Here is a 24,555-nt window from a genome sequence, read left to right on the forward strand (position 1 = left end):
GGGCTATCTAGGCTCGCGCTTCCTCCACGCCGGCGCTGTTATGGCGCAGTGCCTTCAGTACCGTTTCCACGATGTGCGGCGCATTGAGTCCGGCATCGTCGTATTGCTTGTCAGGGCTGTCATGGTCCTGGAACAGGTCCGGCAAGCGCAGGGTGCGGATCTTGAGGCCTGCGTCGGTCAGGCCCTCGTCGCTTGCCATGGTCAGGACATGGGCACCGAGCCCACCGATCGCGCCTTCTTCAACCGTCACGATCACTTCGTGGCTGGCCATCAGGCGGCGGATCAACTCTTCGTCGAGCGGCTTGGCAAAACGCAAGTCTGCGACCGTGGTCGACAGGCCTTTGGCCTCCAGCGCATCGGCCGCCTTGAGTGCTTCGGCAAGGCGCGTGCCCAATGAAAGCAGGGCAACCTTGGTGCCTTCGCGCACCACCCGGCCCTTGCCGATTTCCAGCTGCTGCGGAACCTCCGGCAGGGGGACCCCAACGCCGTTGCCGCGCGGATAGCGGAAGGCGATCGGACCGCTGTCGTGGAGGGCGGCGGTATAGGTCATGTGGACCAGCTCGGCCTCATCCGCCGCGGCCATCACTACCACGTTGGGCAGGGTGGCAAGATAGGTGATGTCGAAGCTGCCGGCATGGGTTGCGCCGTCTGCGCCGACCAACCCGGCGCGGTCGATCGCGAAGCGGACCGGCAGGTTCTGGATTGCGACGTCATGGACCACCTGGTCAAAGGCGCGCTGCAAGAAGGTGGAATAAATTGCGGCGAAGGGTCGCATTCCTTGCGCGGCAAGCCCTGCGGCAAAGGTTACCGCGTGCTGTTCGGCAATGCCAACATCGAAGCTGCGCTCCGGGTGAGCCTTGGCGAATTTGTCGACGCCGGTACCGCTCGGCATGGCGGCGGTGATTGCGCAGATCTTTGGATCGCTCTCCGCCAGCTTGGCCAGGGTTTCACCGAACACGTTCTGGTAGGCCGGGGCCTTGGCCACTGCCTTCACCTGCTCGCCGGTGATCACGTCGAACTTCTGGACGCCGTGATATTTGTCGGCGCTGGCCTCGGCGGGGGCATAACCCTTGCCCTTTTGCGTCACGACATGGATCAGGCACGGCCCTTCGGCGGCATCGCGGACATTCTCGAGCACCGGAATCAGGTGATCAAGATTGTGCCCGTCAACCGGGCCCACATAGTAGAAGCCCAGTTCCTCGAACAGGGTGCCGCCCATGGCCATGCCGCGGGCAAACTCGTCGGTCTTCTTCGCGGCGCGGTGGAGCGGTTCGGGCAGCTTGCGTGACAGTTTGCGGGCTACCTCGCGCAGCTCGAGGAACGGGCGCGAGGAAACAATCTTGGCAAGATAGGCCGAAAGCCCGCCAACCGGCGGTGCGATCGACATGTCGTTATCGTTGAGGATCACCACCAGCCGGTTGCCGGCATCGGTAGCGTTGTTCATTGCCTCATAGGCCATGCCGGCGCTCATCGCGCCGTCACCAATCACAGCGATGCCTTTACCGGGCTGCCCCTGCAGCTTGTTGGCAATGGCAAAGCCCAGGGCGGCGGAGATCGAGGTGGAGCTGTGCGCCGCCCCGAACGGATCGTATTCGCTCTCGCTGCGCTTGGTGAAGCCGGACAGGCCGCCGCCCTGGCGCAGGGTGCGGATGCGGTCCCGGCGTCCGGTCAGGATCTTGTGCGGGTAGGCCTGGTGGCCCACGTCCCAGATCAGTTTGTCGTCGGGCGTGTTGAAGACATAGTGGATCGCCACGGTCAGCTCGACCACGCCAAGACCCGAACCCAGATGACCACCCGTCGATCCTACTGCGCTGATCATCTCGGTCCGCAGTTCATCGGCCAGCTGGCGCAGTTGCTCGGGCGCAAGCTTGCGCAGATCTGCCGGGACATCAACGGTATCCAGCAAGGGCGTGGCGGGGGGCTGACTCATTTATCGGGCCTTACACGCATGAATTGTTGGTGTCGATTGAGACTATCGGACAGGATCGGTGCAGTACCGGTGCAGACCGCTCAGTTGCAACGCTCACAAACGCCGCGCAGCTCCACGACCGGACGAATATCGGCAAAGCCGGCGTTGCGCGCGGCCTCGACCAGCGACCCAGTCAGTTTGTCATCATCAATATGCACGGCCCGACCGCAAACGTCGCAGATCAGGAAGATGCAATCGTGCCGGCAACCGGGGTGGCTGTTGGCGATATAGGCATTGGCGCTTTCGACCCGGCGGGCGAGATTGGTTTTCACGAACAGGTCTAGGATCCGATAGACCGAATTCGCCGCCACCCGCTTGCCGCGTTCCTTCGAGACATTTTCGGCAATGTCATAAGCCGAGGCCGGGCGATCCTGGGCGGCAAGGGCGTGAAACACCTCGGCCCGCATATCGGTCCACTGCTCGCCGGCGTCGACCAGCGCCAGCCGCGCAGCTTCGACCAGGCCCGGGCCCGAATGTTCGTCGTGGTGGTGATGTCCTGCCATGGCGCCAATATAGGCGCGGTTCAGCCCCGGGTGAAGTCCGGCTTGTAAAAGCCCGGAAAGCGCTTCTTGAGCGCCTCGACCTTGGCCACGTCCCAGGCCAGGATATAGGGGTGGCGCGGATTCCTGGCCATGAAGTCCTGGTGATAGGCCTCCGCGGGATAGAACTTGCGATAGCCCTCAATGCCGGTGATGATTGGGCGGCGCCAGACGCCAGAGACTTTCATCTGGGCGAGATAGGCACCTGCAACGCGGCGCTGCTCGTCATTGGTTGGTATCAGGGCAGCACGATACTGCGGCCCTTCATCTGGTCCCTGGCGGTTCTTCAGGGTCGGATCGGCGACTACCGAAAAAAAGATTCGCACCAGTTGGTCATAGCGAACCACGGCGGGGTCATAGGTGACCTGAACGGCCTCGGCATGACCAGTGTCGCCTTCGCCGACCCGTTCGTAGGTTGCGGTGGCGGCAGCGCCGCCATGATACCCGGTGAGCACGCTTTTGACGCCAAGCACGTGGCTGAATACGGCCTCGACCCCCCAGAAGCAGCCACCAGCAAAGACTGCAGTCTTAAGTCCCGGCGCTTCTTTTGCCTGATGGGTGGCGGCTGGGGCGAGGACGTTGACCTCGCCTGCAAAGGCAGGGACCTGCAGACATGCCACGGACAGCAGCAGGATCGATAGGAAGAGGGGCCTGTGCCTCAACGCGTGCGGTCTGGCATGGGCGCAGCGGCTTCTGCCTTGGGGATGACCTTGCCACTGATGCCGTCTTCGCTCTGAGCCCAGACCGTGCCAACCAGCAGAACGGCACCCAGCGCAAAGCCAAGGCCGAAAGAGCGGAAGATGTCGGACTTGAAAAGGCCCATTGGGTTTTATCCGGATGCGAAAGCGGTCAACGACAGCTTCCCTGCCGAGTTTTCCCTTTTTTCCAAGTGAACACTGCGCTTCACCGCGTAGCTGCGCGGTGAAGCGAAAATGACTTGCGGTGAGCCGTTTGGCTCAGTGGCGGAAGTGGCGCATCCCGGTGAAAACCATCGCCAGACCGGCTGCGTCGGCGGCGGCGATGACTTCCTCGTCGCGAATCGAGCCGCCCGGCTGGATCACGGCCGTTGCGCCAGCCTCGGCCGCAGCCAGAAGGCCGTCAGCAAAGGGGAAGAAGGCGTCAGAAGCAACCGCACTGCCAACCGCGCGGCTATGCCCCCAGCCGAACTTCTCTGCCGCTTCGGCCGCCTTCATCGCGGCAATGCGCGAGGAATCGCGCCGGTTCATCTGGCCCGCGCCGATCCCGGCGGTGATGCCATCCTTGGCATAGACGATGGCGTTCGACTTGACGTGGCGGGCCACGGTCCAGGCGAAGAGGCAGTCCTTCAGTTCCTGTTCGGTCGGTGCGCGCTTGGTCACGACCTGCAGATCGCTGCGCCCGATGGCGCCGTTGTCGCGGGTCTGGACCAGGAGCCCGCCGGTGATCGGCTTGACCATCAGTCCGCCGCGACGCGGATCAGGAAGGTCACCCGTCAGCAGCAGGCGCAGGTTCTTCTTTTTCGCAAATGCCGCGATCGCCGCCTCGTCCGCATCGGGGGCAACCACGACTTCGGTGAAGATCTGGCAGATCGCCTCGGCAGTTGGCCCATCGAGCGGGGCGTTGACGGCAACGATCCCGCCAAACGCCGATACGTCATCGCACTGCAGCGCGCCGGTCCAGGCTTCGAGCAGGCTCGAACCCTGGGCAACGCCGCAGGGGTTGGCATGCTTGACTATGACTACGGCCGGGTCCTGCCCGCGGAACTCTGCGGCCAATTCGAGCGCGGCGTCCGCATCGTTGTAATTGTTGTAGGACAGTTCCTTGCCCTGAACCTGTCGAGCCTGAGCAATGCCATGGCCATGCGGGCCACGCGGCACATAGAGCGCGGCGCGCTGATGCGGATTCTCACCATAGCGCAGTTCCTCGGCGCGGCTTCCGATCACGGCCAGCGTTTCGGGGAACAGCTGCTGCTGATCGGCAAAGGCGAACCATTGGCTGATCATGCTGTCATAGGCGGCCGTTGCGGCATAAGCGCGCGCGGCCATCAGACGACGGAAATCATAGGAGGTTGCGCCGTTGTTTTCTTCCAGCTCAGTCAACAGGCCGGCATAGTCGGCCGGGTCGGTAACAATTGTCACAAAGGCGTGGTTCTTGGCTGCCGAACGGACCATGCTGGGGCCGCCGATGTCGATGTTCTCAATGATCTCGTCGCGCTCCGCTCCCTTTGCGACGGTTGCCTCGAATGGATAGAGGTTGACCACGACCAGGTCGATCGCGCCGATTGCATGATCGGCCATGGCCTTGGCGTGTTCGGGGTTGTCGCGCACGGCCAGCAGCCCGCCGTGGACCTTGGGGTGCAGGGTCTTGACCCGGCCATCCATCATCTCGGGAAAGCCGGTCAGTTCGGAGATGTCCTTCACATTCAGGCCTGCATCGCGCAGCGCCTTGGCGGTACCGCCAGTCGAGACAAGTTCGACCCCGCGGCGTGAAAGCACATGGCCCAGTTCGACCAGCCCGGTCTTGTCCGACACCGAAAGCAGCGCCCGGCGGATCGTCACCTCATTCATTTCCAATACTATCCCATCTTTTTCAGCAGCCAGGCAAAGTTGCCGCCGCCGCGTGAAACCAGGCCCTGCAGGACCAGTTGCTGGATCAGCTGCGGCCGACCTTGGCCGTCAGCCCAGATGCTTTCCTCGACGGTCACTTGGCTACCGGCACGAAACTGCCAGTAAGACCCGTCGGGCAGGGCCAATCCAGCCCCTTGACCGTCTTCGCTGGACCGCACCTCAACCCCTGGGCCGAGGTGGAAGCGGATTGCAAAGGCTACCTTGCCGCTTTTGGCCTTGCTGCCAGCTGGGACCAGCAGGTCCTCACCGCGCAGTTCGGTTCCATCATCGCGCATGATCAGGATACGGCGATGGGTCAGGCCATAACGGGCAACATAGCCGTTATGGCTGGCCTCCAACCGTGTCGCGCCCGAGAGTTTCTCGCCAGCAATGGTCCTGCGATCAACCTCAACCTCGGAAACGCCATTGCCGATTTTGCCATTGATCAGCACGGCGGTTGAATTGGCATCATCCAGGGCGAGTGTGGAATGAGCCGCGGTGGCGCGCAGACCCTGTTCCAGCCGCACGGGGATGATCCCTCCAGCACAGGCTGCACCGCCGCAATTGACGACGATGCGCTGACCCTGATGCGATAACTCAAAAGCTAGGGTGGAGGCGCAACCCGACCGCGCGTGCTTGGCTAGTGGCGGCGGTGCGGCATCAAATTGCAGGATCGACTTTTGCGCGACGACCCGTTGGTAGCCCCATTGGCGTACATCGCGAAGTGGGCGGGTCCGCACGCCTGAAGCCGCAACCAATGTCGAAATATCCGCGGCATCGATCGCCCAGCCGCCTTGCCAGGACCCCAGCGAACCATCGCCATGGGTCAATGCCAGCAAAGGCGGAACAAGCAGGGCAAGGATCGCCTCAACTGCAGCGGGCGGATCGCGGCGGACTGCATTATAACAGGCGCGTAATCGCACCAGCAGGGTGATGGCCTCAACCTGGCCAAGCGGTGAACGCGAGAGGATCCCGCCATCATCGCCAACCAGTTCGCCAAGCGCCTTGATTAGCCCCGCCTCGCCAAACAGCCGCCGGGGCTTGCCATCGGGCAGCAGCAGCCCGGCAGCTACGATCCCACACCACCCGGCAACTTCGGCCAGCAGGTCTTCAGCGCGGCCTACATTCTTGTCCAGCCACCGGGCCGTGTCATTCATTGCCGCCAAAACGCGCGCGCGCTGCGCCTTGTCGTTGCCTGAAAGGATCAGCGGAGCATGAACCAGCCAATTGAGTTCGCGCGTTCCAGCATTGCCAACAGTCCAGGCGGGACCCTTACCGGCGCGCGACGGAGGCGAGGGGTTGGCAGACAGCCACGATGCCAAGACGCGGTCAGCCACTGGCGCGACCTGCTCGCGCGGGGCAGAGGCTTCAAGATCGGCAAGCCAAGAGAAAGAGTGGACCACTCGCTCCAGCGGAGGGGCCATCCGCGCAGCGCCGGCAAAGTCGATCTGCGCGATTGGGGCCTTGACGCCATGGACGAGGAAGTGGCCTGCACGGATCGCAGTACCTGCCATCTTCTGGCCAGGAAGCGGGTTGAGTACGGTGGCAAGCAGCCTGGTCTTGGCGGGCTTGCGGAATGGCGCGGCTAGGGTCGACGCCGGGACGCCCAGGCGATAAGCGAGCCGCAGGAACCGCTCTCCCGCCCCCAGGCTGGGCGGTGTGAAATTGGTCAGCGCCAGGGCACGGCTCGGCTCCACCACCTCGTCTGATTTCGATTCCGCGCTGTAATCGCCGAGTTGGCCCTCATAGCTTGAATCCAAGGCCGTCTCGGTCGGCATGGTCGCGCCGTCTAGCGTAGCATGATCTCGGCTTTGACCCATTGCTTCGTTCATGCTCCGCCCGCACCCTTGAGTGCGGCGATATTGGCGGCATAGCGCTCGGGTCCGCCCCGGAAGGTTGCCGTTCCGGCCACCAGCACATCCGCTCCGGCGTTTATGCAGAGCCTGGCCGTTTCCACATCAACCCCGCCATCAACCTCCAAACGGATATCGCGCCCGCTCTTGTCGATTGCCTTGCGCACCGCTTCGATCTTGCGAAGCTGGCTGGTGATGAAGCTCTGCCCGCCAAAGCCGGGGTTGACGCTCATCACCAGGACCAGATCGATATCGTCGATCAGGTAATCGAGCATCTTGGCCGGGGTGCCGGGATTAAGCGAGACGCCGGCCAGCTTGCCCAGGCCCTTGATCGCCTGGACCGTGCGGTGGATGTGTGGGCCTGCCTCGGGGTGGACGGTGATGATATCGGCCCCGGCCTCGGCAAAGGCGGCAAGGTAGCTGTCCACCGGACTGATCATCAGGTGCACATCGAGCGGCTTGGCGGTGTGTGGGCGCAACGCCTTCACCACCATTGGCCCGATGGTGATGTTGGGGACGAAATGGCCGTCCATCACGTCGACGTGAATCCAGTCCGCACCTGCCGCATCGACAGCGCGCACTTCCTCACCCAATCTGGCGAAATCGGCTGAGAGGATCGACGGTGAAATCAGTGGTTGGGGCATGGCGATGGCGGGGGCCTCCCTTTCCCGGCGCTTACCCACCACATCTGGTAGCGACAACCGGACCGATGCCGTTTTCCACACGGTATCTGGCGTAGCGTGCAATGGTTACGGTGATTGACCGGAAGCGGATGCAGAGACGGGGATGGCAGCGCAGTTGGTTCGCATTTTGTCTGTGTAACTGCGGCACAGCACGGTGCGATACTGGGCGGGGCGGATCCGATCACCCACCTTGATGCCGGGCACGTAGTTGACGAACGCGAGGTGCTGACCCAATTATTGCCCAATTCACCGGCTATTCAGCGGACGAATCATAATTGGGGGCAATCACATGGCTGACAATGCACCATTGCTGGTGACGTTTGGTCGTGCCGATACTCCTACAGACAGGATGACGAAGCAATGATCCAGCCTCGACGTATCCGCGCCGCGGCCCTTGCAATTGCTGCTCTGGCCGCGACAGCCACTGGTTCTGCACCGATTGCGGCAAGCGCCCCGGGTGCGCCACCCGCAGGTTGCACTGGTCCGGCCAGCGGAACATGGCTCAATATCGTTGCCGACGGCGTAAAAAGCGGCAACGGCGTTGTGGCTATCACGCTCTATGCTGACAATCCGTCAAAATTTCTGGTCAAGCACGGCTCGCTTTATGTTGGTCGGGTCGATGCAAATGCCGGCACGACCCGCGGGTGCATCTTTGTGCCCAAGCCGGGCGTTTATGCCGTTGCACTCTATCATGACGAGAATGGCGACGGCCGGTTTGGCCGTACGGGCCTCGGCTTGCCGGCGGAAGGCTTTGGCTTCTCAAATAACCCGGCGACGCTGGCGGGCCTGCCGCAGTTCCGCTCGGTTCGCCTGAGTGTGCCGAAGTCCGGCCTGACCAGCCGGATCCAGATGAAGTATCCCTAAGCCAGGCCGTAGATTTCGCTAAGCTCTCGCGGGGCCTGAGCCTCTGCGAGGGCGTAGGCGCGCGGATCGTCGACATCGAGCCACCAGGCGGCGCCGATATCCATGGTCGCGGCGCGACCGGCATCGGCAAGTCGCTGCATCCCTTCGGACAGGCTGCCAGCCTTCCCTTCGGCAATCGCCGCCCGGATTGCGGCAGCCAATTCGGGCGTGGCAAGAAAGGCCCCGCAATCGACCGCGTCATAGTCCAGGATGGTCTTGCCGATCGCACGTATGAAGCCGCGTTCGTCTAGTTTGACCCAAGTGGCATCGTCAGGATCGACCAGCGGATTGTCGCAAGCATAGTCCACAGCAAGGGTCACGCCGCGGTCTGCCGCGTGCTGCTTGGCCAGCTCGGTCAGGATCGGGGCGGAGAAGATGTGGTCAGACATCATCAGCAGGTAATTGCCGTCAATTACGTCTGACCCGGCCATTACGGACCAGCCATTGGGCTTCGACCAATCATCTACGCGCTGTGCCACGACCGGAATGCCCACCCGGTCGGCCAGGGCCGGCAAGGCGCTTTCGATCCGGTCTGCTTCATGCCCGGTGACCACGACAACGCGCTTGACGCCGGCCGCCTTCGCCTGGCGTGCGCCCAACTCAAGCAGCGGAATGCCGGCGATCGGGGTCAGCGGCTTGGAATCGGAAACGTCGCGCAGTCGGCTGCCGAAGCCGGCGGCAATGATCAGGGCATCCATTGTGGTATCCTCAAACAGAAACGGCGCCGGGGTTAACCGGCGCCGCTCCTTGAACCAGTTGGTTCGACTTATTCTGCCGCGATAGCCGCGTCAGCGATGTATTCCTCAACCATCTGGGCGGCGAGGTCATCGTTGAACTGCTGCGGCGGGTGCTTGCAGAAGTAGGCCGAGGCGCCAAGCACGGCACCGCCTTCGCCGCGGTCCAGCGCCAGCTTGGCGCAGCGGATCGCGTCCATGACGCAAGCGGCCGAGTTCGGGCTGTCTTCCACCGAAAGGCGGAGTTCCAGTTCCATCGGCACGTTGCCCCACTGCAGGCCTTCCAGGCGCAGGAAGCACAGCTTGTTGTCCTTCTGCCACGGAACATAGTCCGACGGGCCGACGTGGATGTTCTCGTCTTCCAGGCGCTGAGCCAGCATGGCCTGGACGGCTTCGGTCTTCGATTCCTTCTTCGAACCCAGGCGCTGACGGTCCAGCATGTTCATGAAGTCGGTGTTGCCGCCGGTGTTGAGCTGATAGGTGCGCTCAACCGTTACGCCGCGGGCGGCGAACAGGCTCGACAGCACGCGGTGGACGATGGTGGCGCCAACCTGGGCCTTGATGTCGTCACCCACGATCGGGATGTTCTTGGCGCGGAACTTGGCTTCCCATTCCGGGTTGCTGGCGATGAACACCGGCATGCAGTTCACGACGGCCACGCCGGCTTCCAGCGCGCAGTTCATGTAGAACTCGGTAGCAGCCTGCGAACCCACGGGGAGGAAGTTGATCAGGACTTCGGCGCCCGAATCCTTGATCGCCTGAACGATGCGGGCCTGATCGGCTTCTGCTTCGTTGGCGACGATGAAGCCCTTTTCACCGACAGTGGTCATGTGTGGTGCAACGCCATCCGAGACCTTGCCCATGATGACCTTTGCGCCGGTTGCCGGCACTTCAGCCTGGAACACGGCGGTGTTGTTCGGCTTGGCGAAGATCGCTTCGGCGATGTCCTTGCCAACCTTGCGGGCGTCGACGTCGACACCCAGCACGAAATCAACATCACCCGCGCCATAACCACCAATCTTGTCGTGGATCAGGCCCTGCGAGGAGTTGTTCTGGCGATAGTAGGTAACCCCCTGGACCAGCGAGCTGGCGCAGTTGCCAACACCGATAATGGCGACCTTGATCGGCTTCATTAGGTTTTAATCCTTCTCGAACGGCGCAGCGCGGCCTCAAACAAGGCCGCGCCATTGTGAAATCGCGCGCCAAAAGCAAGAAGTTTGGCGCAGGTCAAGCCGAATAGCTGGATCAAACACCCTGCTGTGGCTGGCGTGATGATCCGTTTTCCGGCCCGAATTCGGCGACTTCCGCTTGGAAATTCGCCAAATTCGAAATGTGCACCTGCGCAATGCAGGCTTACTAGCATAGCACCATTCCTGCGCGTGGCAAATCCGCTGTCGGGCCCTTGTTAGAAAGGTGCCTCCACCGCTAAGGGGGGCTGGGTCAAAGATATGCAAAACAAGGCGAGGTTGGCAGTGGAACAAGCCGTGGCGGTCGTAAAGCAGGGCAAGCCGGCCAGGCCGCAACGCCCGCGGGAGCTGCAGGATCCGCTCAACCATTACCTTTACCACCCGTTGGCCTGGCAGCTGGCACGCGGACTGGCGCTTACCCCGCTGACCCCCAACATGGTTTCGGTCTTTGGTGGCTTGATGGTCGTCGCCGCAGGCATCGTCTATGCAAACCTTGCCTGGCCCGTCGGCGCAGCCCTGGGCATGGCGCTGCACATGGGCTGGCACGTGGTCGATGGTGCCGATGGTGACCTTGCCCGAATGACCGGGCGTTCCAGCCCGATTGGCGAGATGGTTGACGGCCTGTGCGATTATCTCAGCCACATCGTGCTCTATCTGATCCTCGGCTGGCTGCTGTCTCACCAGGCCGGATCCTTCGCTGGCGGTGCGGGCTGGGCCTTGATGCTGGTCGCCGGAATCAGCCATGCGATTCAGTCCAACCACGTGGAAGTCCAGCGCCGCCAGTACCAGTGGTGGGTCTATGGCACGCCTTGGCTGCGCCACAGCCACGGAAAGTCGGATTCAGCCACCAGCAAGAGCCTGTTCGGCGTGCTGGTATCGGCCTACCTTAACGCTGCCAGCGGGATGACCCCGCATGCGCTGGGGATCGATGCCGCGGTCGACAAAGCCAAGGGTGACCCCGTCCGCCTTGCAGAGATCGCCGCCGCTGTCCGCGCGGAGGCACCGCCGTTGCTGTTCGTGTGCAAGGTGCTTGGCCCCAATCCGCGCGCGATTGTGCTGGGCCTGTCGATGTTCGCAGGTTCGCCGCTCTATTACCTGCTCTACCAGGCCGTGGTGCTGAATGTGCTGCTGGTGGTTTCGGTGCTGATGCACAATGCCGCAGCTCGGCGCATCGCCGCGAAGATCGGGGCCTAGACGCGCACCACCGGGCGGCTATCATCGGGTCATGCTGCACACTAACCTGCTCGAAGCCGCCCGCGCGATCTCGGATGAGGTTGTCGCGCTGCGCCGCGCGATCCATGCCGAGCCCGAGCTTGGCCTCCACACCCCGCGTACCCGAGACAAGGTGCGCGCTGCGCTGGCCGACCTACCACTGACCTGGCGCGAGGGGCCGTCAACCACCGGCCTTGTCGCCACACTTGCTGGGGGGGCGGGGCCGGGGCGCCATGTCTTGCTGCGCGGCGATATGGATGCCCTGCCGATGCCGGAAGAGACCGGCCTGCCATTCGCATCGCAGGTCGAGGGGGCGATGCATGCCTGCGGCCACGATGCCCATACGGCGATGCTGGCCGGCGCGGCGCGGGTGCTGGCGGCGCGGCAGGCTGAACTGAAGGGCACGGTCTCCTTCATGTTCCAGCCGGGGGAAGAGGGGCATCATGGTGCCCGCTTCATGCTGGAAGACGGACTGATCGATCCCTTGCCCGATGCCGCGTTCGCGCTGCACGTCATGCCCAATGCCAAGCACGGCCTGGTTGCTGGCCGGGCCGGCCCGTTGATGGCGGCGGCTGATCAGTTTGAGATCGTGGTCAAAGGTGCCGGAGGGCATGCCTCGATGCCACACCAGACGCAGGACCCGGTCCCGGTTGCCTGTCAGATCGTGCTAGCGATCCAGACTCTGGTTACGCGTCAGTTCAATGCCCATGATCCGGTCGTGGTCACGGTCGCGCGGATCGAGGGCGGGACCGCGCACAACGTGATCGCTGACTTTGCCAGCCTCAGGGGCACGATGCGAACTCTTTCGCGCCGGCATCGCACCCAACTCCATGCAGCGCTGCGCCAGCTTTCCAGCGGCATTGCCGCTGCCCATGGGCTCGTGGCAGACGTTACCATTACCGAGGGCTTCCCGGTTACGATTTGCGATGCCAGCGCTGTCGCCTTTGGTGAACGGGTGACCGGCAGCCTGTTTGGCGAAGGGGCCTGGCAGACGCTAGACGCGCCCATAATGGGGGCAGAGGATTTCTCCTATGTGCTGGAGAAGGTCCCTGGCGCGATGTTCTTCCTTGGTGTGGCTGAGGACGGCGCGGACTGGAGCGCGTGCTGCGGCATCCATTCCACCCGGATGATGGTGGACGAAGCGGTCCTGCCGCGTGGCACGGCTTTGCTGGCAGGATTGGCCGAAGGGTTCCTGGCGACCGGCTTCTAGAGAACCCGTGACATCGACCAGAAGTGCGGGCCGCCCCGAGCCGGTACGTCCCACTCCTCATGCACGGCAAAGCCTAGCCGCAGGTAGATGCCGACATTGGTCCTGGTCGCGGTTTCCAGCAGGGCTGGCTTGCCGGCCGTTGCCGCTTCGGCGATCCCGGCGCGGATGGTCAGGCCGCCCAACCCCTGGCCCTGACAATCAGGCCGCACTCCGGCATAACGCAAGTAGTACCAATCTTCGCCCGGTGGCAGGTGTACCCCGATTGCACCGCCAACCGTGCTGGCCCGCAGGATTCGCCTGCCGAATATGCCCAGCAATCGCAGCAATTCGGGCGGCCAGAGCGGATCGTGGTGATGAACCTTGCCGGGAAGGCGCCACAGCGTGACTGCCTCGCAGCCCGGTGTGCCCAGCGCGATGCCGTGGCGCTGGTGATCATCCCACAGCCAGCTGAACATCCGTGGCAGGCGGCGAGTGCGCTCAGCCGCATCCGGAATGATCCAGCTGACCGCCGGATCATCCTGGAACGCCGCAGCGAGTGTCGCCACGGCCGCGGAGCGGTGTTGCGGCCCAAGGCGGATGACTGTGCGATCCATCATTTTGCATCCCGCGCCGGGCCCAGCAGCAGGGCCAGGAAGCCCAGGGTGAATAGCAGGTCACCCGCCAGCACCGGGGCTGTGCCCGGTGCTGCAGTGCCCGCGGCAAGGGACGGGGCGAGCAGGACGACCAGCCCAAGCTTGCCGACGACCCCGGCCCATAACGCCGGGGCAAGGCGGGCCGGGTTGCTGGCGACAAGGCCGTAAAGCACCCCGAAGGCAGCAACCAGCACGGCGCTGATCTTGTCGTTCGTGCCAAGGTTGGTGTTGAGTAGCACCGGCAGGCTGACCAGCCAGTTGTACGCAGCGGCGGCCCACAGCATCCAGCTCCAGCCGCTTGGCAGTTTTGCGTCCATCGTCGCGTCTCCCCGGTTTCGCGCAAACTGCGGGTCAGATCGGCCCGCTGTCAACGCCCGTTGCGCTGCGGGCTGCAGCCTGTCATGGGCGGCAGGCGAAGGGGAACATACAGATGGCCGGTGAAGACGAAGACTATGTCTATGACGAGGAGAGCGGCGAATGGCTGCCCGCTTCGGAGCTTGCGGCCAAGCGTGCGGCCGAATCCGCGGTTGAAGTGCGCGATGCGGTTGGCAACCTGCTGGCCGACGGGGACTCGGTCACGCTGATCAAGGATCTGACGGTCAAGGGCGCGGGTCAGACGCTCAAGCAGGGCACCGTCATCCCCTCGATCCGGCTGACCGGCGATGCGCAGGAAATTGACTGCAAGTATCCCGGGATCAAGGGCCTGGTCCTGCGCGCGGAATTCGTTCGCAAGCGCTAGTCCGATTTGATGCCGGGTTCCGGCAGAACAGGCCTAGGATCGCTGCCGGGGCAATCTGCCTCGCAAAGGAACCTGCCATGGCCAAGGGCCAGAAAAAATCGAACCGCGAAGTGCGCAAGCCCAAGGCGGAAAAGCCGCCCAAGCCGAACGCTTCCAAACCCAGCCTCAAGCCGGGCGTACTCGCCGGGTTGGAGCACATGAAACGTTGAACGCCGCCCGCCGATGACGACCCAGCCGATCCGCATCCTGGTTGATGCCGATGCCTGCCCGGTAAAGGAAGAGATCTACAAGGTCGCCTTCCGCCGCCAGGTGCCGGTCCATGTGGTCAGCAACATGCGGCTGCGGGTGCCCGAACACCCGCTGATCGCCCGCGTCACCGTATCGGACGCCTTCGATGCGGCGGATGACTGGATCGCCGAAGCTGCCGATTCCCGCGCCGTGGTGATCACCGGCGATATCCTGCTGGCCGATCGCTGCCTGAAGGCGGGTGCCACGGTGATTTCCGGCACGGGCAAGCCCTTTACCCACGCCTCAATCGGCAGCGCCATCGCGACGCGGGCCATCATGGCCGACCTGCGCGCCGGGGGAGAGGCGATCGGCGGTCCGGCCCCTTTCGCCAAGACTGACCGATCGCGCTTTCTTCAGGCGCTGGACGAGGCCTTGGCGCGGCTTGCCCGCGGCTAGCCGCCGGTATCAGTCCTTGCTGATTCTGATCACGTTGCCGGGGGCGACCCATCGGTCTGCGGTAAAGACTGCGCGCTGTACTTCGACAAGGTCGGCCAGCAGGTAGGCGTGGACCCGGGCGTGATCCAATTTCCACATCGGGCTGTGGTGCTGTGATTTCCAGCGTTCGACATTGCCAAATTCGACCCCGGCCGAAGCGCCCTTGAAATCACCGGCCACGGTCAGCGAGACTTCTCCGGCATAGCTGCCCTCTGCGGTCAGCGCGAACTGGATATGGGTCAGTTCACCAATGTCATCGTCCATGATGACATAGCCCTGCGAGTCGCCCTTTTCGAAATCGTTGTAACCCCCGATGTCGAAGTGGCAGACGGCGGTTTCACCCTGGGTGCCGATCAGCTGGCACCAGACGTCCTCGTTGGTTCCGGCCTTGGAATCATCGGACGTCTTCACATAAACGCGGTAGGTCATCTTGGTCATGGCACTGCGCCCTCCCCGTGGCATCGGTATCGGGGCAGGTAATCCCAGATCCTTTTGAAAAGCAAGTAATTATACCTACTAAATGGATTCACGAAGCCAAAGCGCCCGCCTTCGTGGTCGCGGCAAAGACGGCGTGGTTCAGGCCAGGGCCACGAAATGGGTGACGTTGCCATGCAGGTCGGTTTTGGCCGTGCAGCCAGTGGCGTTCCAGCGGACATGACTGGCATCACTATGGCGGTTGATCGTTACGCAGATCGGCAGGTTGCCCCCACTGTTCCAGGTGAACTGCTGGTTGGCACCGGCGTTCTCGCCGGCCTGGCTCAGCGCGGCGAGCTGGGTGTGATCAAGGAACATCACCGTGCTCATGTCCGTCGGGTAAAGTTCGGCCCAGCGGGCCTTGGCCACAGCCTTGGCCGCGGCGACAAAGCGATTGGACTGGCCCATCGGATTGGCCTGGCTGACCTGGTACCAGTCGGCCAGGATCCCGATCACCTCTGCCGCCGTGAAATTCAGCGAAAAAAGAATGTCGATCAGGTCCTGGCTGCAATAGGCATTGTATCCGGTGCCATACGGCCTGACGTGCTTGACGAGAAACCCAACCGTAATTCCCATAAGGCTGCCTCCATCCCGGTCGCGCCCCGATGCGGACCGATCCGCAAGCTGGCACAGGCGCGCACCTGGCCCCAGCGCAGCCCGATCCATGTTGGAGCCATATCGCCCGCCGCGGGCCCCGATATGGGCATGGGCGGCGGCCCGCGTTCCGCCAGCCCGCGGCCGCATGGCGCAAGGGCGCAGTTGCCTCCGATTCCGATCTAGTCTTTCCCGGGCGCCCCCGGCCGGCCGGAAAAAGTGGACAGAGTGCACACTGAGTCCACTTTTTCCAACCGGCCCGAAGCGGCAGAATTCTGCGGCGCAGCGGCCCATTCACCGGTTGCCGCGCTGCCGGGAAAATAAAAACTCCCGGGCCGGTCAGGCAACGCCGATCAACAATTCGAAAGAGCAGGGGGTGAACCTAGCAGGCGGCGGGGGTGTAGGAAAATGCGCCGAGCGCCGGCTTGATCGGCGCTGCGCTTCTGGCCGCGATGCGGATGGCTTCACATCAACGCAGCCAAGCTTTTCACCAGATCTTAACAACGCGATCCAGCTTGTGTGGTCCAGTCTTGTGGGTGGCGATGTAGCGGATGCGGCAGGGGATGCGGCTATTGCCGATGTAGCCGGGGAGCACGTCCAACTGGTTGACCTTGCCCTGATGGTACAGTGCAACGACTTCGTCCGTCACCGCCTGAAGCCGGGGGACTGCGTCTGGAGGTACCCAGGCTACGTTGTAAACATTGTCTGGTCCGCCGACTTCGCGGGGGAACAGATAAATCTTCACCAGTTGGCCACGGCTCGCCAGGGCGGCAACCGCTTTTCGGGTTGTCGCCCCGGCAAAGTCGGATGCGGGCTTGGCGCCGATAACCAGCGATGCGGCGAGAGCGATCGCCAGCGCACGGAGCGCACGGTCCGGCGCGCTGGACTGTCGAGATCCCCGCGCGCGATCGCGCTCTCCCATTTTCCGCACCCCTCTGATATGGAGAGGATTGGCAATCTATATCAATACTTTGGGCCTGACAACCGGTTGGGTCGTCACTGGCGGTTTGGGCCGCGCCCTCAATCGTGCTCCCGATCCCCGGCCCCCATATAGAGCTCCCGCCCGGTCGCGTCGTAGACCTTGCTCATTTCGGCCATGCCGGCCTCGGCCTCTTCGGCGGCGACGAAGGTGGTGCTGTCCTGGTTCTGGAGCTTGGCAAAGTCGCGCACTTCCTGGCTGATCTTCATCGAGCAGAACTTGGGCCCGCACATCGAGCAGAAGTGGGCTGACTTGGCGCCTTCGGCCGGCAGGGTCTGGTCGTGGTATTGCTCGGCCGTGTCGGGATCGAGCGACAGGTTGAACTGGTCGCGCCAGCGGAATTCAAAGCGGGCCTTGCTGAGCGCATTGTCGCGCACTTGGGCGGCCGGGTGGCCCTTCGCAAGGTCAGCCGCGTGGGCGGCCAGCTTGTAGGTGACCACGCCGGTCTTCACGTCATCGCGGTCGGGCAGGCCGAGGTGCTCCTTGGGCGTGACGTAGCAAAGCATGGCCGTGCCGTACCACCCGATCATCGCCGCGCCGATGCCGCTGGTGATGTGGTCATAGCCCGGGGCGATATCGGTGACGAGCGGCCCGAGGGTGTAGAACGGCGCTTCGCCGCAGACCTCAAGCTGCTTGTCCATGTTCTCCTTGATCTTGTGCATCGGCACGTGGCCGGGGCCCTCGATCATCACCTGGACGTCTTCCTTCCAGGCGCGGTGGGTCAGCTCGCCCAGGGTGTAAAGCTCAGCAAACTGGGCTTCGTCGTTGGCATCGGCGATCGATCCGGGGCGCAGGCCATCGCCCAGTGAATAGGCGATGTCATAGGCCTTCATGATCTCGGTAATTTCGTCAAACCGTTCATAGAGGAACGATTCCTTGTGATGCGCCAGGCACCACTTGGCCATGATGCTGCCGCCGCGGCTGACGATGCCGGTAACGCGCTTGGCGGCCAGCGGCACATAGGGCAGGCGCACCCCGGCGTGGATCGTGAAATAGTCCACGCCCTGTTCGGCCTGTTCGATCAGGGTATCGCGGAACACCTCCCAGGTCAGGTCTTCGGCAATGCCGCCAACCTTTTCCAGCGCCTGATAGATCGGCACGGTGCCGATCGGCACGGGGCTGTTGCGGATGATCCATTCGCGGGTGTCGTGGATGTTGCGGCCCGTCGAGAGGTCCATCACGGTGTCCGCGCCCCAGCGGATCGACCAGACCATCTTGTCGACTTCGGAGGCAACGTCGGAGGCGACCGCCGAATTGCCGATATTGGCGTTGATCTTGACCAGGAAGTTGCGGCCGATGGCCATCGGCTCTGATTCAGGGTGGTTGATGTTGTTGGGGATGATCGCGCGCCCGCGGGCCACTTCATCGCGGACGAATTCAGGGGTCACATAGTCCGGGATCGCGGCGCCATAGCTTTGCCCGTCGCGGGTATATTCGCGCAGCATCTCGCGCCCCAGATTTTCGCGGGTGGCGACATATTCCATCTCGGGCGTGATGATGCCGCGGCGGGCATAATGCATCTGGCTGACATTCGCGCCGGGCTTTGCGCGCAGCACGGTGCGGCGGACATTGGGGAATGGGGGCACGCCGCCCGAGCGATCCGGGCCGAGCTGGCCGTTATCCTCTGGCTTGACCTCACGCTGGGTCACTTCCTCCACATCGCCGCGCGCCCGGATCCATTCGCGCCGCAGTTCGGGCAGGCCCTTGGCGATATCGATGGTCGCGTTCGGATCGGTATAGGGGCCGGAGGTGTCATAGACCCGGACCGGCGGCTCACCGCTGCCGGGTTCCAGGTGGATTTCGCGCATGGCAACGCCAAGCGGGCCAACGTGGACCTTCTTCGAGCCGCGAATGGGGCCGGTGGTGACGCCGATTTCGAGCTTGCTGTTGATGTCGGCCATGCGAAACGCTCCTTCAAAGGCGAAAGCGGAGCGCAGGCGGAAACGGCCAACCACTCCCTCCGCCCGTGCTAACGGGTTCAGGTTCGACGGGTCGGGCGATGCTAACCGCCCCTCTCAGCGTGAGCACGCTCCCCGGGGGTAGATGGGTAATAGGGCCTCGTGCGGCGAAGGTCCAGCGGTGACCGGTGGTTGCCGTCAGCCTTATCGTGCCCATTCCCCGGTTTTGCCGTGTAGCCAGGTCAGGAACTGGCCCACAGTCTTGCCGCGCAGGATCGTAGGGTTGGCATTTGTTGCAGCCGGCCCGGCCAGGGCTTCGGCGCTATCGGCCGGGTCAGCGCCGATCACCCTGGCGGCGGTGACCGCTCCCAAAAAGTGCGCCGCATAAAGCGAGGCCTTGTTGATCGGGATGCCCTTGCGGCGCAGATAGACGGCATTCTTGCCGGTAAAGGTCTTCGCCCGGGCCAGTTGCTCTGGCTCTGGCGGTCGCAGGCCGCCGAACGCCTTGGACATATCCGTGCCCCAAACGCCGCCTTCGGCTTCCCAGGTTGATCGGATGAACTGATAAAGCCCGGATGCGCTGGATGAACTGGCTTTGATATAGGGGCGGTTGCCGCTTTCAATCTCCGCCAGCATGGGAAAATAGCCAGCGGGCAATGTCTCGGTTGCCTGGGTCAGCGCCGGAGTGGTTCTGACCGGCAGCACCTGATCCAGCATCGACAAGGTATCCCGGCCGGGCCAGCCATCCGGGTTCAGACCGGCGCGTTCCTGGAAAAGGCGGACAAATTCATCGTCGCTGAGCATGAGGCTCTCCCTTGATCTCGGTCCAAAGCGTAAGCGCATTTCAAGCATATGCAATTGAAATAAAGCGTCTTTCCTGCGTGTTCTGGCGAGTTTGTGCCGGCTGGCTTTCGGCTCTTCGTGCCGCTTGGCCTTGCCTCTTGCGCGCTGCGGCCCGAGATTGAGCCAATGTCCTCACCCTATCGACTTGATGCCACCGCTGTTCAGATCGGGCGCTGCTTTGGGGCAAAGGTGGCGGCCGGTGATCCATGGGCGGGCGGCATTATCGCGCCAGGCAGCTTTGCGCCGGTGGTTACAGCGGGGCGCGAGTTCATCGCCGGGCCGCGTCCACAAGGCCATGCTGAGCGGCGGCTGGTGCCGCGGTTGTGGGGCGTGCCGCCGCCGACCTCCGCTGGGGATGCCGGCCGGGCCATTTCAACCGTGCGCAATCCGGATTCGCCCTTTTGGATCGGCAACCTGCGCAACAGCGAGTTCCGCTGCCTGGTCCCGGCGAGTGCCGCCATGCTGTGGGGCGGCGTCGATCCGACCACCGGCCGCCGCCGCCAGGTTTGGCTATCCTGCGCCGACCAGCCGCTGTTCGCGATGGCCGGGGTGTGGAAGGACAGCGAGGTGGCCAGCTTCGCGCTCCTCACCTGTCCCGCCAACTCTGCCCTGCGCGCGCTGGGCGTGGAGCGGATGCCGGCGATCCTGCCGGCCGATCCGGCGGCAGCGCACCAGTGGCTGCTTGGCGGGTGGGACCGGGCAAGTGGGTTCATCGCACCCTATGCATCAGCCATGAGCCAGTGCAATCTGGCGACCGGAGCCAGGCTGGCGCGTGGCGGTTAGCCCGCTTTTCCAGTGCCAATCGCTCTTGCGGGCCACCTCGATCAGGCGGGACTAGTGAAACCGCAGTGCTGAGATCACCGCCAGCGCCAGCCCGAACAGGCTGGTGGTCATGGCCCAGCCGCGGTGCATGTGGGTGAGGTTGCGCAGCCAGAACTGGCTGTAGATGTCGACAAAGCCCAGGATCGCCAGCGCCTCGATCATCATCAGCCCGCCGATGCCCTTCAGCACGCAGGCCAGCAGGTCAGCCGGGATCCAGGGGTTCAGCAGGTAGACCACCGTGCCAACCACCAGTTCCAGCATGCCGCAGAGAAACTGGAGCGCGGGGGAGTTCTCTACCTCTTCCAGCATGGTCCGCCAGGCGCCCGGTTTGCGCAGCGCGCCGATGCCCGCGAACAGCGCGGTAAATCCCAGGACCAGCCCGGACCAGGCAGTCGGATCGATGGTTTCGTTCATTGCGGGCCGCTCTCCATTGCCGTCCCTGTGCCGGGACTTCCCCAAGGCTGATCTAGCTGCGCAGCCTGCCAAGCGCTTTGCGCCAGATCAATTGTCTGCTGGACTTTAATCGCTCGCTTAAACATACTCGATCCAAGGCCCGGCAGAGGCCAGTGGAGAATGATGGGATGGCTGAATCGCGCGCATTGCCTCGTGTCTGTATCATCGGTGCGGGGTGTTCCGGGTTTACCACGGCCAAGCGGCTGAAGGACTATGGCGTGCCGTTTGACGTCTATGAGGCGTCAGACGATATCGGCGGCACCTGGTATTACAACAATCCCAACGGGATGAGCGCCTGCTACCAAAGCCTGCACATCGACACGTCCAAGTGGCGGCTGGCGTTTGAGGACTTCCCCGTCCCAGCCGACTGGCCCGACTATCCGCACCATTCGCTGCTGCTGCAGTACTTCCATGATTACGTCGATCACTTTGATCTGCGTCGCCACATCCGCTTCAACACCCGCGTCGAGAGTGCCGAACGCCGGGCTGAAGGGGGCTGGCGGATCACCCTCTCGACGGGGGAGGTGATGCATTACGATGCGCTGTGCGTGGCCAACGGCCACCACTGGGCCGCACGAATTCCGGAATACCCCGGCACGTTCGACGGCGCGCAAATCCATAGCCACAATTATCGCACACCGTTCGAGCCGGTCGATTGCATCGGCAAGCGGGTGCTGGTTGTCGGCCTTGGCAACAGCGCGATGGATATCGCCAGCGAACTGGCGCAGCGGCCGATGGCGGCCAGACTGTTCGTTTCAGCGCGGCGCGGGGTGTGGATTTTCCCGAAGTATTACCGGGGCCAGCCGCTCGACAAGAACCCGGCTCCGGCCTGGATGCCCAAGGGGCTGCGCCAGTGGTTGGGCGGACGGATGGTCAAGCAGCTGGTCGGGCGGATGAGCGACTATGGCCTGCCCGAGCCGGAGATCGGCCCGTTCGAGAGCCACGGCACCGTATCGGGCGAATTCCTGCTGCGCGCCGGATCGGGGGACCTGACCGTAAAGCCGGGGATCGAGCGGCTGGACGGTGACGGCGTGGTCTTCACCGATGGCAGCCGCGAGGTGATCGACGTGATCGTCTGGGCCACGGGCTATGACATCAGCTTCCCCTTCTTCAAGGATCCGGCCTTTACCGCGGATTCCGACAACCGCCCGCCGCCGCTTTACAAGCGGATCATGAAGCCGGGGGTGCCAGACCTGTTCTACATGGGGCTGGCCCAGCCGCTGCCGACGCTGGTCAACTTTGCTGAACAGCAGTCCAAGCTGGTCGGGGCCTATCTGGCGGGCGAGTACCTGCCGCCCGACCCGGCCGAGATGGCAGAGATCATTGCCGAGGATGAGGATTACTACACCGGCCAGTACTATGCAGCGCGGCGCCACACGATCCAGCTTGATTTCGATCACTATGTCCGCGCGCTGAAGAAGGAACTGCAGCGCGGGGCCAAGCGGGCCGCGGCGTCGGGCCATGCCCTGCCGGTCCGCAGCCGGACGGTGGCGTCAGTGTGACGCCCCTGCGGATCACGGCGGTTTGAGCGCGACGCGCCTAGAATGCGTAAAGCAGGCCGGTGACCGCGAAGGTCTGATTGGCGCTGCCGGCATCCCGCACCACCGGGCTGTCGGCAAATCGGCCCAGCATTCGCTTGTAGCTGGCAATCGCGAACAACCCCAATCCCTGGCGCGGATCGCCGCCGAGATCGCGGGTGTAGAGCAGGCTGGCACTGGCACTTTTCCACCCGCGGCCATTGGTGCTGTAGGGGGCAAGGACATTGCCAGGGGCAATATCGAAATAGGTTCGGGCGAAGCCTTTGCCAACGTGGTCGGCTGCAACGGCCAATCGCACAAAGCTGCGTTGCGACAGAGGCGAGGACAGCGCCACCGAGGGCGTCAGGGTATAGCTGTTATGCGCGCCCGCCAGATCGCGCAGCCAGGTTACGTCCAGCGTCAGGCTGGCGGGCGGGATCAGCACGCCGCGAATGCTTACGCCAAGATTCGCCCCCGCTTCGAAGGCTGTCTTGCGCCGCCCCAGCTGGGCGACGCGCGGATCGTCTACGGTATCGCTTCGTTCGGGGCGCACCTGAATGACCGGCCCCAGGATAAAGCGGACCTTGCTGCCCGGCCGGTCCGCTACCAGATCGGTATAGAGGTTGAGCCCACGCATCTGGAATTCGATGCCGCTAACCCGGCCCTGCACCACTCCGCCTGGCTGCAGCCGGTAATCGTCCGATCCCTCGTAATCCGGCGCGGCACCCAGGCCAAAACCAATGGTGAACTGGTTGCCGGTGCGCGGGCCAGCCATCCCGGCTGGTGGCCCGACGGGCACCGCATCCTGCGCAAGCGCGGGCGTGGCGAGCCCGACGGCACAGGCAACAAGAGGTACGGCACATTTAATCATGGCATTGCTCCGCGCACCCCTGGCGGCAGATATAGCTCGTGTCGGCAGGCGTGCAACGGGACCAAAGCACGGGAGAACGCATGACTTACAAGCTCTATGGCGCGCTGGGCTCGCCCTATTCGCAGAAGATCCGGGCGCTGCTGCGCTATCGCCGGCTGCCCCACCAGTGGGTTGATGAAGGTGCGCGGCGACAAGCGGCGCTGGGGGCGGTCAAGGCTCCGGTGATCCCGGTGCTGGAATATCCCGATGGCACTTTCGCCAACGATTCGACCCCGCTGGTCTATGACCTGGAAGCCCGGCACCCGGAACGCGGCGTGGTCCCGCCCGATCCGGCGCAGGCCTTCATCGCCCACCTTTTGGAAGACTTCGCCGACGAATGGCTGACCAAGGCCATGTTCGGCTATCGCTGGCTGGAAGAGGTCGACCAGGTGCAGATGAGCCGCTGGCTCGCCTTCGATGCGGCGAAGGGTGGCGGGCTGGAGCAGAGCCAGAAATTTGCCGAGATGTTCCGTGCGCGGCAGGTCGGGCGGATGGCGCTGGTCGGCTGCACGCGTGAGAATTTTCCGCTGATCGAGGCCAGCACCCGCGCGGTGCTGGATGCGCTGGAAAGGCACGTGGTCAACCGCTTCTGCCTGTTCGGCACCCGGCCCAGCCTCGCCGAATTCGGGATCTTCGGCCAGCTATCGCAGTTGGGGACCGATCCCACCCCGCAAACCATGATGCGGGCGGACTATCCCTATACCTATCGCTGGCTGGCGCACATTGACGACATGAGCGGGCACGAGGGTGAATGGGAACCGGGCTTTGCGCCGGTGGTGCGTGAACTGGTGCAGATTTCGGCGGCGGTCTACGCCCCGTTCCTGGCCGCCAATGCGGCTGCGGCGGAAACCGGGGCCGAGACCTTCCGGATGGAGGCGATGGGCCTTCCCTATGAACAGGGCATGTTCAAATACCAGCTCAAGTGCCTGGCCGACCTGCGCACCCGCCATGCCGCGCTGGATGGAACGGCGCGCGCAGCGGTCGATCCGCTGCTGGGCAGGGATTGGCTGGCGCTGTTAGGCGGGTAGCCTTTACCATATCCCCGTCCCCGCTCGTGCCGAGCTTGCCGAAGCACCCTTCGACAAGCTCAGGGTGA

General features: G+C 63.6%; 27 protein-coding genes and 1 riboswitch. Of the genes, 9 read left to right on the forward strand and 18 right to left on the reverse strand.

Annotated elements, in window-relative coordinates; translation table 11 throughout:
• Positions 1-7: 7 nt before the first annotated feature.
• The 7 genes from dxs to rpe form a co-directional block, all read right to left on the reverse strand.
• Positions 8-1,930 (reverse strand): 1-deoxy-D-xylulose-5-phosphate synthase, encoded by a 1,923-nt coding sequence (gene dxs, locus RQP55_RS02770; RefSeq protein WP_315608661.1) that lies wholly within the window; start codon positions 1,928-1,930, stop codon positions 8-10.
• 80 nt (positions 1,931-2,010) lie between these two features.
• Positions 2,011-2,472 (reverse strand): Fur family transcriptional regulator, encoded by a 462-nt coding sequence (locus tag RQP55_RS02775; protein ID WP_315608662.1) that lies wholly within the window; start codon positions 2,470-2,472, stop codon positions 2,011-2,013.
• 20 nt (positions 2,473-2,492) lie between these two features.
• Complete coding sequence (gene msrA / locus RQP55_RS02780) at positions 2,493-3,128, reverse strand: peptide-methionine (S)-S-oxide reductase MsrA (protein WP_410000256.1); 636 nt, start codon at positions 3,126-3,128, stop codon at positions 2,493-2,495.
• Between the two features lie 38 nt (positions 3,129-3,166).
• Complete coding sequence (locus RQP55_RS02785; protein ID WP_315608663.1) at positions 3,167-3,331, reverse strand: hypothetical protein; 165 nt, start codon at positions 3,329-3,331, stop codon at positions 3,167-3,169.
• A gap of 133 nt (positions 3,332-3,464) precedes the next feature.
• Positions 3,465-5,054, reverse strand: a complete 1,590-nt coding sequence (gene purH / locus RQP55_RS02790; RefSeq protein WP_315608664.1) for a bifunctional phosphoribosylaminoimidazolecarboxamide formyltransferase/IMP cyclohydrolase — start codon at positions 5,052-5,054, stop codon at positions 3,465-3,467.
• A gap of 8 nt (positions 5,055-5,062) precedes the next feature.
• Positions 5,063-6,925 (reverse strand): heparinase II/III-family protein, encoded by a 1,863-nt coding sequence (locus tag RQP55_RS02795; protein WP_315608665.1) that lies wholly within the window; start codon positions 6,923-6,925, stop codon positions 5,063-5,065.
• Complete coding sequence (gene rpe / locus RQP55_RS02800) at positions 6,922-7,590, reverse strand: ribulose-phosphate 3-epimerase (RefSeq protein ID WP_315608666.1); 669 nt, start codon at positions 7,588-7,590, stop codon at positions 6,922-6,924. The genes RQP55_RS02795 and rpe overlap by 4 nt, the downstream gene beginning before the upstream one ends.
• A gap of 399 nt (positions 7,591-7,989) precedes the next feature.
• Here rpe and RQP55_RS02805 point away from each other — a divergent pair, with 399 nt between their 5' ends.
• Entirely contained in the window at positions 7,990-8,493 is a 504-nt protein-coding gene (locus RQP55_RS02805; protein WP_315608667.1) for a DUF2141 domain-containing protein, read from the forward strand.
• On the opposite strand, the gene RQP55_RS02810 is transcribed toward RQP55_RS02805, so the two are convergent.
• Together RQP55_RS02810 and RQP55_RS02815 are read right to left on the reverse strand one after the other, a co-directional pair.
• On the reverse strand, positions 8,490-9,230 hold the full coding sequence (locus tag RQP55_RS02810; RefSeq protein ID WP_315608668.1) for an NTP transferase domain-containing protein: 741 nt from the start codon (positions 9,228-9,230) through the stop codon (positions 8,490-8,492). The genes RQP55_RS02805 and RQP55_RS02810 overlap by 4 nt on opposite strands.
• A 68-nt stretch (positions 9,231-9,298) precedes the next feature.
• Positions 9,299-10,399, reverse strand: a complete 1,101-nt coding sequence (locus RQP55_RS02815; RefSeq protein ID WP_315608669.1) for an inositol-3-phosphate synthase — start codon at positions 10,397-10,399, stop codon at positions 9,299-9,301.
• A 339-nt stretch (positions 10,400-10,738) separates the two neighbouring features.
• Between RQP55_RS02815 and RQP55_RS02820 the strand changes: the two genes are divergently transcribed.
• Together RQP55_RS02820 and RQP55_RS02825 are read left to right on the forward strand one after the other, a co-directional pair.
• Complete coding sequence (locus tag RQP55_RS02820) at positions 10,739-11,647, forward strand: CDP-alcohol phosphatidyltransferase family protein (protein ID WP_315608670.1); 909 nt, start codon at positions 10,739-10,741, stop codon at positions 11,645-11,647.
• A 31-nt stretch (positions 11,648-11,678) separates the two neighbouring features.
• Positions 11,679-12,875 (forward strand): M20 family metallopeptidase, encoded by a 1,197-nt coding sequence (locus RQP55_RS02825; protein ID WP_315608671.1) that lies wholly within the window; start codon positions 11,679-11,681, stop codon positions 12,873-12,875.
• On the opposite strand, the gene RQP55_RS02830 is transcribed toward RQP55_RS02825, so the two are convergent.
• Positions 12,872-13,468 carry a GNAT family N-acetyltransferase gene (locus tag RQP55_RS02830; RefSeq protein ID WP_315608672.1) on the reverse strand — a complete coding sequence of 199 codons (597 nt, stop codon included), beginning with the start codon at positions 13,466-13,468 and terminating at the stop codon, positions 12,872-12,874. The two genes, RQP55_RS02825 and RQP55_RS02830, sit on opposite strands and share 4 nt — an antisense overlap.
• Positions 13,468-13,824, reverse strand: coding sequence for a hypothetical protein (locus RQP55_RS02835; RefSeq protein ID WP_315608673.1), 357 nt, complete (start codon positions 13,822-13,824; stop codon positions 13,468-13,470). The genes RQP55_RS02830 and RQP55_RS02835 overlap by 1 nt, the downstream gene beginning before the upstream one ends.
• Positions 13,825-13,937: 113 nt before the next feature.
• On the opposite strand from RQP55_RS02835, the gene RQP55_RS02840 reads away from it, so the two are divergent.
• From RQP55_RS02840 to RQP55_RS02850, 3 genes are all read left to right on the forward strand, one after another.
• Positions 13,938-14,246 (forward strand): alkylphosphonate utilization protein, encoded by a 309-nt coding sequence (locus RQP55_RS02840; protein ID WP_315608674.1) that lies wholly within the window; start codon positions 13,938-13,940, stop codon positions 14,244-14,246.
• Positions 14,247-14,323: 77 nt separating this feature from the next.
• Complete coding sequence (locus RQP55_RS02845; protein ID WP_315608675.1) at positions 14,324-14,455, forward strand: hypothetical protein; 132 nt, start codon at positions 14,324-14,326, stop codon at positions 14,453-14,455.
• Between the two features lie 13 nt (positions 14,456-14,468).
• Positions 14,469-14,930 carry a YaiI/YqxD family protein gene (locus RQP55_RS02850; protein WP_315608676.1) on the forward strand — a complete coding sequence of 154 codons (462 nt, stop codon included), beginning with the start codon at positions 14,469-14,471 and terminating at the stop codon, positions 14,928-14,930.
• A 9-nt stretch (positions 14,931-14,939) separates the two neighbouring features.
• On the opposite strand, the gene RQP55_RS02855 is transcribed toward RQP55_RS02850, so the two are convergent.
• From RQP55_RS02855 to RQP55_RS02875, 5 genes are all read right to left on the reverse strand, one after another.
• Positions 14,940-15,407, reverse strand: coding sequence for a PLAT/LH2 domain-containing protein (locus tag RQP55_RS02855; protein WP_315608677.1), 468 nt, complete (start codon positions 15,405-15,407; stop codon positions 14,940-14,942).
• Between the two features lie 138 nt (positions 15,408-15,545).
• Positions 15,546-16,019: a hypothetical protein gene (locus RQP55_RS02860; RefSeq protein ID WP_315608678.1), complete on the reverse strand. Its 474-nt coding sequence runs from the start codon at positions 16,017-16,019 to the stop codon at positions 15,546-15,548.
• A gap of 505 nt (positions 16,020-16,524) precedes the next feature.
• Positions 16,525-16,959 (reverse strand): hypothetical protein, encoded by a 435-nt coding sequence (locus RQP55_RS02865; protein WP_315608679.1) that lies wholly within the window; start codon positions 16,957-16,959, stop codon positions 16,525-16,527.
• 98 nt (positions 16,960-17,057) lie between these two features.
• Positions 17,058-18,917 carry a phosphomethylpyrimidine synthase ThiC gene (gene thiC, locus RQP55_RS02870; protein ID WP_315608680.1) on the reverse strand — a complete coding sequence of 620 codons (1,860 nt, stop codon included), beginning with the start codon at positions 18,915-18,917 and terminating at the stop codon, positions 17,058-17,060.
• A gap of 37 nt (positions 18,918-18,954) precedes the next feature.
• A riboswitch (TPP riboswitch) is annotated at positions 18,955-19,062 on the reverse strand.
• Between the two features lie 56 nt (positions 19,063-19,118).
• Positions 19,119-19,718 carry a hypothetical protein gene (locus RQP55_RS02875; protein WP_315608681.1) on the reverse strand — a complete coding sequence of 200 codons (600 nt, stop codon included), beginning with the start codon at positions 19,716-19,718 and terminating at the stop codon, positions 19,119-19,121.
• Between the two features lie 165 nt (positions 19,719-19,883).
• Between RQP55_RS02875 and RQP55_RS02880 the strand changes: the two genes are divergently transcribed.
• Positions 19,884-20,540: an SOS response-associated peptidase family protein gene (locus RQP55_RS02880; protein WP_315608682.1), complete on the forward strand. Its 657-nt coding sequence runs from the start codon at positions 19,884-19,886 to the stop codon at positions 20,538-20,540.
• Between the two features lie 51 nt (positions 20,541-20,591).
• Here RQP55_RS02880 and RQP55_RS02885 read toward each other — a convergent pair whose 3' ends face one another.
• A complete protein-coding gene (locus RQP55_RS02885) occupies positions 20,592-20,993 on the reverse strand; it encodes a hypothetical protein (RefSeq protein ID WP_315608683.1) in 402 nt (133 codons plus the stop codon).
• A gap of 167 nt (positions 20,994-21,160) precedes the next feature.
• Here RQP55_RS02885 and RQP55_RS02890 point away from each other — a divergent pair, with 167 nt between their 5' ends.
• Entirely contained in the window at positions 21,161-22,534 is a 1,374-nt protein-coding gene (locus RQP55_RS02890; RefSeq protein WP_315608684.1) for a flavin-containing monooxygenase, read from the forward strand.
• Between the two features lie 37 nt (positions 22,535-22,571).
• Here RQP55_RS02890 and RQP55_RS02895 read toward each other — a convergent pair whose 3' ends face one another.
• Positions 22,572-23,324: a MipA/OmpV family protein gene (locus RQP55_RS02895; protein WP_315608685.1), complete on the reverse strand. Its 753-nt coding sequence runs from the start codon at positions 23,322-23,324 to the stop codon at positions 22,572-22,574.
• Positions 23,325-23,500: 176 nt separating this feature from the next.
• On the opposite strand from RQP55_RS02895, the gene RQP55_RS02900 reads away from it, so the two are divergent.
• Complete coding sequence (locus RQP55_RS02900) at positions 23,501-24,487, forward strand: glutathione S-transferase (RefSeq protein WP_315608686.1); 987 nt, start codon at positions 23,501-23,503, stop codon at positions 24,485-24,487.
• The last annotated feature ends 68 nt before the right edge of the window (positions 24,488-24,555 follow it).

Origin of the sequence: Novosphingobium sp. APW14 (assembly GCF_032337075.1) — a bacterium.
Lineage (GTDB): Bacteria > Pseudomonadota > Alphaproteobacteria > Sphingomonadales > Sphingomonadaceae > Novosphingobium.